11 protein-coding genes are annotated in these 13,142 nt (G+C 54.9%); 5 read left to right on the forward strand and 6 right to left on the reverse strand.

Annotated features, from left to right (window positions below):
- Positions 1–120: 120 nt before the first annotated feature.
- Entirely contained in the window at positions 121–351 is a 231-nt protein-coding gene (locus tag Pla100_RS04385) for a DUF4339 domain-containing protein (RefSeq protein WP_231602695.1), read from the reverse strand.
- A gap of 584 nt (positions 352–935) precedes the next feature.
- On the opposite strand from Pla100_RS04385, the gene Pla100_RS04390 reads away from it, so the two are divergent.
- The 3 genes from Pla100_RS04390 (at position 936) to Pla100_RS04400 (ending at position 6,328) form a co-directional block, all read left to right on the forward strand.
- Positions 936–1,688 (forward strand): HEAT repeat domain-containing protein, encoded by a 753-nt coding sequence (locus Pla100_RS04390; RefSeq protein WP_146576369.1) that lies wholly within the window; start codon positions 936–938, stop codon positions 1,686–1,688.
- Positions 1,689–1,796: 108 nt separating this feature from the next.
- A complete protein-coding gene (locus tag Pla100_RS04395) occupies positions 1,797–4,874 on the forward strand; it encodes a PSD1 and planctomycete cytochrome C domain-containing protein (RefSeq protein ID WP_146576370.1) in 3,078 nt (1,025 codons plus the stop codon).
- Positions 4,871–6,328 (forward strand): DUF1501 domain-containing protein, encoded by a 1,458-nt coding sequence (locus Pla100_RS04400; protein WP_146576371.1) that lies wholly within the window; start codon positions 4,871–4,873, stop codon positions 6,326–6,328. The genes Pla100_RS04395 and Pla100_RS04400 overlap by 4 nt, the downstream gene beginning before the upstream one ends.
- 50 nt (positions 6,329–6,378) lie before the next feature.
- On the opposite strand, the gene Pla100_RS04405 is transcribed toward Pla100_RS04400, so the two are convergent.
- Positions 6,379–7,626 (reverse strand): hypothetical protein, encoded by a 1,248-nt coding sequence (locus Pla100_RS04405; RefSeq protein WP_197167684.1) that lies wholly within the window; start codon positions 7,624–7,626, stop codon positions 6,379–6,381.
- Between the two features lie 23 nt (positions 7,627–7,649).
- Positions 7,650–8,579: a TIM barrel protein gene (locus Pla100_RS04410; RefSeq protein ID WP_197167685.1), complete on the reverse strand. Its 930-nt coding sequence runs from the start codon at positions 8,577–8,579 to the stop codon at positions 7,650–7,652.
- Between the two features lie 96 nt (positions 8,580–8,675).
- Between Pla100_RS04410 and Pla100_RS04415 the strand changes: the two genes are divergently transcribed.
- The gene (locus Pla100_RS04415; RefSeq protein WP_197167686.1) at positions 8,676–9,560 is read left to right on the forward strand and encodes an endonuclease/exonuclease/phosphatase family protein; all 885 of its coding nucleotides are present in this window, start codon (positions 8,676–8,678) and stop codon (positions 9,558–9,560) included.
- A 39-nt stretch (positions 9,561–9,599) separates the two neighbouring features.
- Here Pla100_RS04415 and rpoN read toward each other — a convergent pair whose 3' ends face one another.
- The 3 genes from rpoN to Pla100_RS04430 form a co-directional block, all read right to left on the reverse strand.
- Positions 9,600–11,090, reverse strand: coding sequence for an RNA polymerase factor sigma-54 (gene rpoN, locus Pla100_RS04420; protein ID WP_146576373.1), 1,491 nt, complete (start codon positions 11,088–11,090; stop codon positions 9,600–9,602).
- Between the two features lie 90 nt (positions 11,091–11,180).
- The gene (gene recR, locus Pla100_RS04425) at positions 11,181–11,780 is read right to left on the reverse strand and encodes a recombination mediator RecR (RefSeq protein ID WP_146576374.1); all 600 of its coding nucleotides are present in this window, start codon (positions 11,778–11,780) and stop codon (positions 11,181–11,183) included.
- Positions 11,777–12,163 carry a YbaB/EbfC family nucleoid-associated protein gene (locus tag Pla100_RS04430; RefSeq protein ID WP_146576375.1) on the reverse strand — a complete coding sequence of 129 codons (387 nt, stop codon included), beginning with the start codon at positions 12,161–12,163 and terminating at the stop codon, positions 11,777–11,779. The genes recR and Pla100_RS04430 overlap by 4 nt, the downstream gene beginning before the upstream one ends.
- 233 nt (positions 12,164–12,396) lie before the next feature.
- On the opposite strand from Pla100_RS04430, the gene Pla100_RS04435 reads away from it, so the two are divergent.
- Positions 12,397–12,906 carry an acetolactate synthase gene (locus Pla100_RS04435; protein WP_146576376.1) on the forward strand — a complete coding sequence of 170 codons (510 nt, stop codon included), beginning with the start codon at positions 12,397–12,399 and terminating at the stop codon, positions 12,904–12,906.
- Positions 12,907–13,142 lie beyond the last annotated feature (236 nt).

A 13,142-nucleotide genomic window follows, 5' to 3' on the forward strand; every position in this document is an offset into this window, starting at 1 on the left:
TTCACCGCAATCAGGTCGAATTCCGATCCGCACGCACTGTAATGCGATTCCAGGGCCAAAGGTGAGTCGACGACTGACCTGCCGGGTCTCCGCTATCCCTGCGACCAAGTCTACGTGTGCCTACGAAAGTCGTTTTTCCTCGCTCGGATGCGATTCCAACCAGCGGGCCATCGCGGGGCCGACGGTGCTCATGGGGACCCATCGGTCCCTTGTTTTATGGCTTTGTAACAGAGTCTCGGGCTGAATCTTGCCCTGGTCGATTCGCAGCAACAAATCTTGTTCGGTGATCGGTCCGACGCGTTTTCCGCGCTGAAACCAACCTTCGCTCATGTAGAACCAATCTGCGGTCATTGTCCAATTTCCTAAAAAATGAAGGAGCTGCGAAAAACGCTGGAACTCCGTCGGATGGAACGCCCTGGTTGAGATGAGAGAAAAAACGGCAATAAGTGAGAATCGGCGTCAATAAACGCCATCTACGCGATTTTAACTAACTTTGCAAGACAAGGTGGCGGGGGTCAGGCCATTCTGCGAGAAAAAAACCGATCGCGCGTCGTCCAACTTTCAGCAGAGGCGGCAAGCGGGCGTGTTGATTTAATCGTAACCCGAAGCGTGAGCGAGGGATCGAACGCGCTCAATTCTCTTTTTTGTATCCCTCGCTCACCGGGCTGTTGATTTAGTCCTCATCGAAACCCGAAGCGTGAGCGAGGGATACATACAGAGGCCTTAATGGCGATGAATCCCTCGCTCACGCTTCGGGTTACGATTAAATCAATAAGCCCTCACGCGTCGGGTTTCGATGAGGACTGAATCAACAGCCCACAAGCGAAAGGTTCGTTAAATTGCGGATTGACCTTCAGTCGCGGAACGCCGATTTGGTACCCCGGACGTTCTCGAATTCACTGATCGACCTGATCCTCCCGTCTCGGAATTCCGACATGGCGTCCGAAAATCGCTATCGCACCCCAACTCATTCGCAATTCCATAGAAAACCGCGTTGGTATTGGTTGCTTGTTCCCACGGTCTGTTTGGCCGGAGGATCATTCGCCGGTTGTCACGACGGGCCACTGTATGCGCTCAAACACACCAATCCTTATTTCACGATGCAGCAGTGGAAATCGGATGAACAAATCGGTGTGACCGACCATCGCCGTCGCGAAGAATTGATATCACTGGCCGAGTCGATGCCCACCCTCCCTCAGGATCGCCAGCAATACTGGTCGAATCACTTAACGGAAATCTACAACAACGATGAAAGTGCCGAGATGCGTCGCTTGGCCGTGCTAGCGGCGGGCAAATCATCTGATGGTGCGATGATGGGTTTGATTGAAAAGGCTCTCGACGACGAGAACCTAAAAGTGCGGATGGAATCGTGCCGAGCGTTGGGCAACCGACAAGACGAACAAGCCGCTCGGCTACTGGCGGCTACGGTAGGCAAGTCGCAAGACAAAGACGTCCGGCACGCTGCCATCGCGGCGCTGGCTCAACATTCCGGACCGATCGCCGCCGATTCGCTGAAGCTCGCCTTGAAAGACCGCAATCCGGCGACTCAGGCGTTGGTAATCGGTTCGCTCCGACAAAGCACCGGCAAAGACTACGGCAACGACCCGGAAACGTGGATCGCCGCATTGGAAGGAAAAGACGTCCCGTCCCAGCCCAGTCGGGGAACCGGCTTAGGCTCGTTTTTCTAGCCCAGATGTTGCGTGCCAACGGTGCACGTCATCGCCACACAGTGGGATATCATCTCAGCAATTGAACGAGGGGCTGATGTCGCATAGCGGGGCGATTAAAATGGCAGGATGAAAATCTGCTCAAGCACCAACGTCTTTTTGTTCACAATCGTTCTGACCTGGTCGTCCCTTTCCGTTTCGGAAGAGAGTAGACCGCTCGAAAAAATCCAGTTCAGCCGCGACATCCTTCCGATTCTGTCGGATCGCTGCTTTCACTGCCATGGGCCGGACGCGGTGAACCGCGAGGCTGGTTTACGGCTCGATCAACGCGATTCGACTGTTGATGAAATGGCTGTCATCGTGCCCGGCCATCCTGACGACAGCGAACTGCTGACGCGAATCACAACCGAAGATCTCGATCAGTTGATGCCGCCGCCGGATTCACATCGAAAGCCACTTTCGGTTGCCGAGATCGACCTGTTGCGTCAGTGGATCGCCGAAGGTGCCCGTTGGGGCAAACACTGGGCATTCGAGAAACCGGTTCGGCCGAGCGTCCCGGACGTTAGCATCCATCCGATCGACGCATTCGTCCGGCGTCGCCTTCAAGACGCAAGTTTGGAACCTTCGCCGGAGGCGGACCGACGGACTTTGATCCGCCGCGTCACGTTGGACTTGATCGGAATGCCGCCTTCGATTGCGGAAGTCGATGCGTTTGTTGCTGACGATTCCCCGCTCGCATACGAGAATCTTGTGGATCGCTTGTTGGCAAGCCAACACTACGGCGAGCGAATGGCTTGGCCGTGGCTCGACGCCGCGCGGTACGCAGACACAAGTGGCTTTCAGGGTGATCCCGAACGTTCGATGTGGCCTTGGCGTGATTGGGTCGTCGATGCGTTGAACAATAACATGCCGTTCGATCAATTCACGATCGAACAACTTGCCGGCGATCTGCTCGAAAACGCGACGCCGGAACAGCGGCTTGCTACGGGGTTCAATCGCAACCACATGCACAACGGTGAAGGCGGTCGCATCGCAGAAGAAACACGCATTGAGAATGTGTTCGACCGTACGGAGACAACAGGAACGGTATGGTTGGGTCTCACGTTGCAGTGTGCTCGCTGTCACGACCACAAGTTTGATCCGACATCGAATGAGGATTACTTTGCGTTCTTCGATTTCTTCAACCAGACGTCGGAGTCTGGTGGCGGCAACCGAAGCTTAGCCGTTCCACCATCGATGGACTACGTTGCCCCCGAGCGTCGCGAAATGTTGGATACGATGCGAGAGAAGGTTGCCGAGTTAAAATCAAAATGGACAGTTGCGTCGGAAGCTGCCGAGACTGCCCAGCGGACTTGGGAGTCGGGCCATCTCGAACACCGTGATTCGGATTGGCATGTGCTCAATGCAAACTCAGTCACCTCAACAGGCGGTGCGACGATCACCGCCGACGAAGACAGCATCATTCATGTCACTGGCGAACGACCCGAAAAGGATGTCTACGAAATCAAAGCCGTTAGTGAAATCGGGAAGATCACCGCTGTTCGGCTCGAAGCACTCCTTGATCCCGAGTCGCCCGCCAAGAGTACCGGTCGGGACGTCAACGGCAACTTTGTGTTAAGCGAAATTGAGTTTTTCGCAAATCCCGATCACTCACCGCCAAGCGAAGCATCACGACTCAAGTTCGCCCGTGCGGAGGCGTCTCACGAACAGAACCAATACTTCGTCCGTTATGCCATCGACGGCGAACGGGCAGGTAAGAATGGTTGGGCGCCAGGGGCACACACGCACAAGGAACCGAGTCAAGCCACTTTCATTCTCGAGAATCCCTTGAACCTTGACCGAGAGACAACTCTTCAGTTTCGGCTTCGGTTCGAGTCCTCTCACCAGCAACACACGCTCGCCAAGTTTCGTTTGCTCGTCACCGATTCGAATCAACCTGCGGCCGAGGATGTTGCGGTCAGCCCCATTCTTTCGAAGCCTTCTGGCGAGCGAAGTGAGCAAGAAAAGATTCAATTGCGAGAACATTTTCTCATCCATCATTGGCCAGACGTTGCCGAATCCGTCAATCGATGGAAGAAAGCAAAAACGGAACTGGAGAGACTGGAAGAAAAGAACAAGCCGGTTCCCGTGATGGTCATGGATACCGTCAAGAGTCCACGCGAGACGCTGGTGCTACTCAAAGGAATTTACAATAGCACGACCGACCAAAAAATCGTCGCCAACGTTCCGGGGATGTTGCCTCCGCTACCACCCAAGGAGGGCGACGCTCGATATTCGCGTCTCGATCTGGCTCGCTGGATTGTCTCTCCGGAGAATCCATTGACCGCTCGGGTGATGGTGAACCGTTATTGGCAGCTCTTCTTTGGACGCGGCATCGTCGCGACGCCCTCGGATTTTGGTTTGCAAGGTGCTCAGCCAACCCATCCAGACTTACTCGACTGGCTCGCCGTTGAATTGGTTGAATCTGGCTGGGACGTCAAGCAGATGCATCGACTGATCGTTACCAGCGAAACGTATCGACAATCGGCACGCGTCAGCGAAGAGATGCTCGAGCGTGATCCGCTCAATGAAAAATTAGCCCGGGCATCTCGCTATCGAATGCCGTCGTGGATGATTCGAGATGCTTCGCTTGCCGCCTCCGGATTACTTGTCGATCGACTCGGTGGTCCGTCGGTGAAGTCGTATCAACCTGACGGGATTTGGGCGGAAGCCACTTTTGGAAAGATTCGGTACAACCAAGATTCCGACGAGAATCTCTACCGTCGATCACTGTACTCTTTCTGGCGAAGAATTGTGGGGCCCACTGTGTTCTTCGATTCTTCGAAGCGACAAACCTGCGAGGTGCAGCCGAACTTAACGAACACGCCTTTGCATGCATTGACGACGCTCAATGACATCACCTTCGTGGAAGCCGCCCGCGTGATGGCGGAGCGAATGATTCAGAAACACGATTCGGACCGCGATCAAATCGTCGAAGCGTTCACAAGCTTGACGTCCAGAAACCCGGTGACGGACGAACTTGATCTACTAGAAGATCGATTGGTCACCACCCGTGACCAATTTCGCGGCGACTTAGATAACGCGGCGGCTTTATTGTCCGTCGGTGAATCATCGCGTGACGAAACGATTGATGTTGCTCATCACGCCGCACTGACCGCCCTCATCAATACATTGATGAACCTCGACGAATTTTTGGTGAAACCATGAATCCATTGCAAGAACATTCTCGTGTGCTCACTCGTCGGCAATTGCTGGGACAATCCGGCCTCGGGATCGGTGCCGCGGCGATGAGCACATTGATCTCTGGAGCCGAGCGAAATTTACATGCCTCGTCGCCTGATCCGACGGCAATGCGGCTTCCACACTTTGCTCCCAAAGCCAAACGCGTCATCTATCTGTTTCAAAACGGGGGACCATCTCACGTTGATTTATTTGACTATAAACCCAAACTCACCGAACTGGCCGGCCAAGGGTTACCCGCTGAGTTGACCGACGGAAAACGGTTCAGCACGATGACGGCGAGTCAGGAAAAGAATTTCGCGCCGGAGATTACCAAGTTTGCCCAGCGCGGTGAGTGTGGGAAATGGATTGCGGACGACTTCCTTCCTCACACCGCAGAAATTGTCGACAAGCTGTGCTTCGTGTCTTCGATGCAAACGACGCAGGTCAACCATGCACCGGCAATCACGTATTTCATGACGGGATCCGAGATACCCGGCAAACCAAGCATGGGTGCCTGGTTGACGTATGGACTCGGAAGCGAGACGGAGAATCTGCCGGCTTTCGTGGTGATGACCAGTCGTGACAAACAAGCGTCATGTGGCCAGATCTTTTATGACTTCTATTGGGGCAACGGTTTCTTGCCAAGCAAGTATCAGGGCGTGAAGTTTCGCGGTGCCGGTGACCCAGTTCTCTATTTGTCCAATCCGGCGGGAATCAGCCGTCAGTTGCGTCGCGGGCAACTCGATGACTTGGCCGCCCTGAACGAGATGAACCTGGCACGCTTAGGGGATCCTGAAATCGCGGCAAGAATTGCTCAGTACGAAATGGCTTACAAGATGCAAGCCTCTGTTCCTGAGCTAACGGATCTTTCCGACGAACCACAACATGTGCTGGAGATGTACGGTCCACAAGTCCGCGAAAAGGGAAGCTTCGCGTACAACTGTCTGATGGCGCGGCGTTTGGCCGAACGCGGTTGCCGGTTCATTCAATTGATGCACGCCGGTTGGGACCAGCACGCCAACCTGGACACCCAACTGAAGATCCAATGCGAGGATACCGATGCTCCATCGGCGGCATTGGTCAAAGACCTCGAGCAAAGCGGATTGTTGGAAGACACCCTGGTGATCTGGGGAGGCGAGTTTGGTCGCACGCCTTTCCAACAACAGCGTCCCAATCAACCGCGCGGACGCGATCATCATCCTTACGCGTTCTCGGTATGGATGGCCGGCGGCGGAATCAAGCCCGGCATCTCGTACGGACTGTCCGATGATTTCGGATTCAACGTTGCCGAGAATCCCGTCGAGGTTCACGACTTGCAAGCGACGATCTTGCATCAACTGGGGATCGATCACGAGCGATTCACCCACCGTTTCCAAGGTCTCGATCAACGTCTCACGGGGGTGGAATCGGCGCGAGTGGTCCACGAAATCGTTTCTTGAAAACACCCTCAATCAGGATCGAAAAGGAGTCCGAAAACCATTTTTTCTGTTCAAGTCTGCCCACTCTCAATCGACTGTCTTGATTTGGCCGGTTCCGTTTCGGCTGCCATAGTGGTCCTCTTTCTGACTGCCATCGCCACGCATCCTAATAGAAGCAAAGGGGTGCCAAAGACAACGACCAAGAACAGCGTTTCGCGTCGATCCCGCCAAGCGTGGTAGGCGTCCGGCACGGAGATCGACGGCAATTTTGGCGAGGGTCGTTCGGTATAGCCGTCCCAAAAGCTCGGGTCTGTGTCGGGGTGTCGTCCCGCTTCCAGTCGCTGCGACATGAATGCGAGTCGTTCAGCATGCCAATCGTCAGCTTCGCTGCGAAGCTGTCGGTAGGTGGGATCAAGAAGGAGTTCGGCCTTCACAAAACCGGGTTGTGGCAGTAACGCCTTCAAGCTTTCTCCTTGCGGCGAATCAGGGAAGAACGAGCCTCGGCCCGAGTCGACCAACTCAATACAGCGTAGCCAGGCGAGATAGGCGAGCGAATTTCTTCCGCCATCACGGCCGGGCGAAAAACCCACCGAATCACGTTGCAGGGCGACATTCAATGCGTGAAAGACGTCGATACTCTCCCACGCGTTACCGAGCGAGATCAGACCAACGAGACCCCGCACCGCCTGATCGGCCTCCTCCGGATCGGTTCGTTCGCCATAAATGTCCTGAAAACTCCAATCGAGAAAATTGGGAAGCTCCTGCCATGTGTGCGTTTGCGGCGGATCGACGATCCATCTCATCGCCTGGAGCTGATACTTTTCACGCCCGTAATGCGCGTCGGGGTTGATCTCGAGAGCCTTGGCGATCTCGTCGCACGCGGACTTGACTTCGTCGATCCGTGCTCGATCGGCTCCTTGAACGATCCAGCGGTGGACGAGAAACGTACCAAGATTCGCGTGATACCGGTAAAGATGCTCTCGGACCTCAGGTTGTGACTGGTCGAGCTTATCGAGTTCGCCTCGCTTTTTGTCCATCCAGGAGATCGCGTCGTCATTGCGGCCGAGACGGTCGCAAGCGACCCCGGCATCGTCGTAAGCGATGAGATCGCCGGGAATACTCTCGAGATGAAGAGTCACTCGGTCCAGTCGCATTCGGTAATACAGTGGCGGATTCCGCGGAAACCGGCCGGTCACCACAGCAACCACCTCGGGCATTCCGCTGGCCTCCTCGGTGGGAGTATCCCGATCCCAAAGGCAGGCGAAAGCTGCAGTGGGCAGACCCATGAATAAGGCAATGACAAAAGCGTAATTTTTCATGGGGTCCCCATTGCTAAAAGCGATCATTCACTCGTCGTTGTCGGTTTGGGCCCGCCGGTGCCGGGCTGGTGGAGTTCGTTTCGAATCCATCGCAATCCGTCGCGGTTTTCCAACAACGATTCGTAGGCGTCGAGTTCATTGCGGTGGTCGAGGATCCCGATCGGTCCGTCATATCCGCTGTCGACGACCGTTCGAATCATTTCCAGTTCGTATTCTCCTTTTCCGATGCCGAGAATTTTGGGTTGTTCTTGACGGTTCATCCCGTTCAGGTTCAAGCACAAAACATAGGACTTCATGAGTTTCCAGTTGGCCGCCCATTCGTCGATCTGAGAATGACCGTGATGAAAATTGTAAACGATTCCAACATGAGCCATACCAAGCTCCCTTAAACGCTCACATACCGCGACTAGGTTCGTCGGTTGTCCGCCCCAGCCGCCATGGTTGTAAAGTCCCAATTTGCAACCCATCGACCGGGTCCGCTCGGCAAGCGGCAACATCTCGCGAACCGCCGATTCGACTTTCTCGGCCTGCGACGTGCCAGCATTGTCGGGAAGCGTCTGCCAAATTTGCGGGTGCAGATCATATTTCTCGAACAGCTCAAACGCGGCTTCGTGGACGCTCCAGAATGCAAAGAACTCGATACCGTGTTTTCGATATTCCAGAATCTCTTGTTCGAACGTAGGCACATGTTGCGCGCGCCAGTCGTAGGCACACCGATCAATGCCCAAGGACACGAGCATCTCTGCTCGAGCGGCAGGATCACGTTGTTTGGCATCGAACGGGACGATGCACCATGCCACCAAGTTCTCCCGGCGAAGGACATCGGGATCGCCCTCGGCCGCGGTGGCCAAGGCTGGAAACCAAGCTAGACCGAACGAAGAGATCGCCAAAAAACAAGAAGCGATCACGGAAGAAGTCGCGATCCGAATCGATGGGGTGGGTGTATTTTTCATTCTGGTATGATAACCGTTCACGTCCGCGTGCGCTGCGAAAGCACCGCGTCGTGATGCTTCGAGTTCCGATCTGCGATTTTCCTTGCGGAGATGTATATGACAAGACTGATCTTGCTGCTTTGCTTGATCGTTGCCAGTTCGAGTCGTTTGGTATCCGCCGACGAGCCGACTGAAACAATGAAGGTCATCACTCACAACGTTTGGTACGGCTTCACCCAACGTGGCGAGCCGCGTCGCTCACAGTGGTTGAATTGGATGGCCGAACAGGCCCCGGATGTGGTCGCTCTTCAGGAGCTTAACGGCTACACGCCCGATCGTCTCGCTGCCGATGCCAGACAATGGGGGCACTTGCATTCGGTGCTACTCAAAGAAGAAGGGTTTCCGACCGGCATCACTTCGCGCTTCCCGATCAGCGACGTCCGACGGATTCGCGAGGGAATGCATCACGGTCTGCTGCGTTGCCGGATTCGAGGAATTTGGTTTTACGTGATTCATTTTCACCCATCCAACTTCGCAAGTCGCATTGAAGAAGCTGGACATTTGCAAGCCGATGTTGCGACGCTGCCGGAATTGAATCCGAAAGTGATCCTGGCTGGTGACTTCAATGGATTCTCGCCAGCGGACCGGTCACATTACGATACCGATCTCGAGCTTGAACCGTTCTTCGAGATGCTCGACCGTCACAATCCGGGGGCACGGAACCTGAACGAAGGCAAATTAGATTACGGCGGTTTAGAAGCCATCCTGTCGCAAGGATATGTTGATCTGGTCGACCGTTTTCGCGGTCGAAGTCAACCGTTTGTGGGCACATTTCCAACGTCATTGGTCGGCGATCAAAACCATGGGACCGATCGACGACTCGACTATCTCTTCGTCAGTCCGAACCTACTGCCCCAGGTTGAATCGGCATGGATATTGAAGGACGAGATAACACGGCGACTATCTGATCACCTGCCCGTCACCGCGACGCTGCGTCTGTGAACAATATCGTAGCGACTCGTTTGCGGTTGCTTGCGACTTTCAAGTCAACGACCAATCGCGTCGTTTACGACTGCTGGGGATGCCCATTTTCTTGCGGTACTTGGTTACCGTTCGGCGGGCGACCGTCATGCCGGCGCCGCGTAGTTCGTCGACTAAGGCTTCGTCGCTGTAGGGTTTGCTTTTGTCTTCCTTGTCAATCAAATCTTGCAGCTTCAATCGAATCGTATCCCATGCGACGTCTTCGCCATCGTCGGTTTGAGTGCCACCGACGAAGAACCGACGCAGTGGCAAAATCCCACGCGGCGTTTGAATCCATTTATCGTCAACGGCGCGACTGACCGTCGTGACGTGGACCCCGACCTTATCGGCGATCTGTTGCATCTTGAGCGGTTCGATCGCTTCGGGGCCTTCGTCGAGGAAACGCTTTTGATGTTCGACGATCGCTTCGGCTACTTTTGTCAGCGTGCTGCGACGTTGTTCGATCGAATCGATCAGCCACTGGGCACCGCTGATTTTCTGTTTGATGAATTCGCGTTCTTCGGCCGAACAATCGCTCGCTTGCAAACGTTTGCGGTAGTACTCGCTGATGAACAAGTTCGGAACGCGATCATCGTCCAAACGAACGCGATACTCTCCGTCCTCGTCGACTTCGAGAATAATATCTGGGGTCACGTTGGGGACGTAGGTTTCCATGAACGCCGCCCCCGGCTTCGGGTTGAGCAGGTGCAGATCCTCACGCAGTTCTTGAATTTCTTCGATCGTGAAGTTGGTCTTTTTTGAGATTTGCGGCAAACGATTTTCGGCGAGGTCGTTCAAGTGATGCTTGATCAACGTTTGCAATTTTTCGAAGTGCGGCAACGACGGATCGAGTTGCAAGATCAAACATTCGCTTAAGTCGCGGGCGGCGATGCCGGTCGGTTCGAGCGATTGAACGATTCTTAAAGCCTCTTCGGCTTGGGCTAAGTCTTCCTTGGAGTGACCGGGCGGTAACATGTCCGCGATAGGAGTCCGCAAGTATCCGCCGTCGGACGCGTTGAGCGTGCTGATGATCCGCTCGGCGATTTGCTCGACGTCATCGTCGATATCCAGTTCGGCTAACTGGTGCAACAAAAAGTCATTGAGTGATTCTGGTCGCGACTGCGCATTGGCCATCATGTCGTGACGACGGTCAGCTTCTTCGGACATGCGGTTGGCGCTGCGACGGAACGAGTCGTCGAACGTGCTAGGCAGTTCGGAGTCCATGTTCAGCAAACGCTCGAAGTCATCTTTGTTGTCGTGGTCGTTGTCGACCACCAACTCCTTTTCGTCCTCGCTCCGAATGTCCTTGCTCGGGGAATCGTCGTCGCCATCGTCGGGTGATAACGGATCTCCACTGAGTTGTTCGAGCAACGGATTCTCGTTCATCTCTTGCTCGATTCGTTCCTGCAAGGCGAGCGCATGCATCTGCAGGATTTCCATCGACTGAATCATCCGTGGCGCCAGTTTCTGAACCTGGCTTTGTCGGGCGTGCAGCCCCACTGACATCCGCATGGGAGTATTTCTTATTTCGAAAAGACTAGTTGAGACGCGTCGAATTGAAGTATACAGCGAATTCAATGCCAACCGCAGAAGTTTTCTCGGTTATAGCTTTTGACGCCCGGTTAACGCATCGGCAATTATCTCACGATTGGCATATTCCAACACGCTTCCGGCGGTAATCCCGCGGGCCAAACGGGTGATCTGGATCGGGAATTCGCTGAGCTGGTTGGACAAGTACAGCGACGTGCCATCTCCCTCGACGGTCGGGTTAGTCGCCATGATGATCTCCACAAAGTTTCCTTCGCGGACTCGATCGACCAAGGCATCGATGGTCAGCTGGTCGGGCGTGATCCCGTCTAACGGCGCGATCCGCCCCAACAGGACATGATAAAGCCCTTGATAGGCACCCGACGCCTCGAGGCTGAGCAGATCTCGGGGTTGCTCGACGACGCACAACCGCGTCGCATCGCGTTTGGGGTCCGAACAGATTTGACAAAGTTCATGTTCAGAGAGGTTGTAGCACGCGGCGCAGTACCGCACGTCGGTGCGCACGCGACGGATCGCATCGGCCAGCGCCAGTGCGTCTTCTTCACGTACTCGCAATAAGTGAAACGCCAATCGCTCGGCGCTTTTGCGACCGATTCCCGGTAGTTGGCTGAGCCGATCGACGAGTTGCGAAACCGCTCCGGCGTGTTTGCTCATCCGTTGCCGCCGGTCAGACTCGACAGCAAACCGTCCATGCCGGGCAGGTTGAGATCCAGCTCCTTGGCCAAATCGCTGACGGCGGTGGCATACATTTGTTTGGCTTCGGCTCCGGCGGAATTCGTCGCGTCTTGAATCGCTCGACCAAGCGTTTCCGGCGGGACGGAACTGCCGCCTTCGCCACCGAGGACCTTGGGATCGACGTCGACCGATTGGACTTCGCCGACCCCGTTCATGGTAACGGTCACGTGCCCGCATGACGAACTTGCGGTCACGCGTTCGGATTTCATCCGTGCGTTGAGGGCCTGCATCTTATCAGGCAAATCTTGCAATTTGCCGAAAATCGAAGCGATGTTCCCGAGGTTACCTAGCCCTTTGAACATAAAATTCTTTCTAGTGTGAGTGTGAACGAGACACGAGATGGGATGATGATGAAGTCGACACCAGCGATCGCCGACGAAGCTCCACGGTTGGGTTTGCCGACTCGATCTTAAAGAGAAGGCGATCAACGAGCGATCCCCGATTGTCGCATGCGATCCCTGTTTGCCAGAAAAAGCGTGCGGCGGTACACTCCCGCATTGCCAGCAACCGCCGCATTACATGAAAGAACGGCTCGATGAGTTACGGCTCCGACGTGGAAACCCCTTATGAAACGATGAGGGGCCGAGAATTCCCCGCAATCCGACAGTTCACCATTTTTCTTGAGAACCGCGTCGGCCAATTGCTCGAAGTCGTTCGGCGATTCGAGGGCACCGGCATCCGGATTGTCGCTCTTTCGATCAACGACGCAGCCGAGTGCGCTTTCGTTCGATTTTTAATCAGTGACCCCGATCGAGGTCGCGAAATTTTGGAACGTTCGGGGCTCGCGATCATCGAAACCGACCTGATCGGGGTCGAGCTACCCGAGGGTCCCCAACCGTTGCTGCGGGTTTGTACGGCGCTCTTGCAAGCCGAACTGAATATCATCCAAGCCTACCCGTTGATCGTTCGTCCGCACGGCAAGCCTGCGGTGGCGATCATGGTCGAAGGCATCGACTTGGCGATGAAGACGCTTCATGAAAAAGGGTTTCGCATCATTACCGAAGCGGATTTGGACGGCGATGACGTTACAGGCGATGGTGTTTGAACGGTCAAACGCATACAAACCCGACGCGCAACGGCGTGTTGATTGAGTGAGCCGACGGCGCTAGCCGCGGGCTTTACGGCAATCAAGCCACCATTCGGAACCCGTGGCTAGCGGGTTGTTGATTTAGTTTGCATCGTAACCCGAAGCGTGAGCGAGGGATACATACAAAGGATTTAATAGCGTTCAATCCCTCGCTGACGCTTCGGGTTACGATTAAAACAACACGCCGCTAGCGG

Source organism: Neorhodopirellula pilleata, from assembly GCF_007859915.1.
Lineage (GTDB): Bacteria > Planctomycetota > Planctomycetia > Pirellulales > Pirellulaceae > Rhodopirellula > Rhodopirellula pilleata.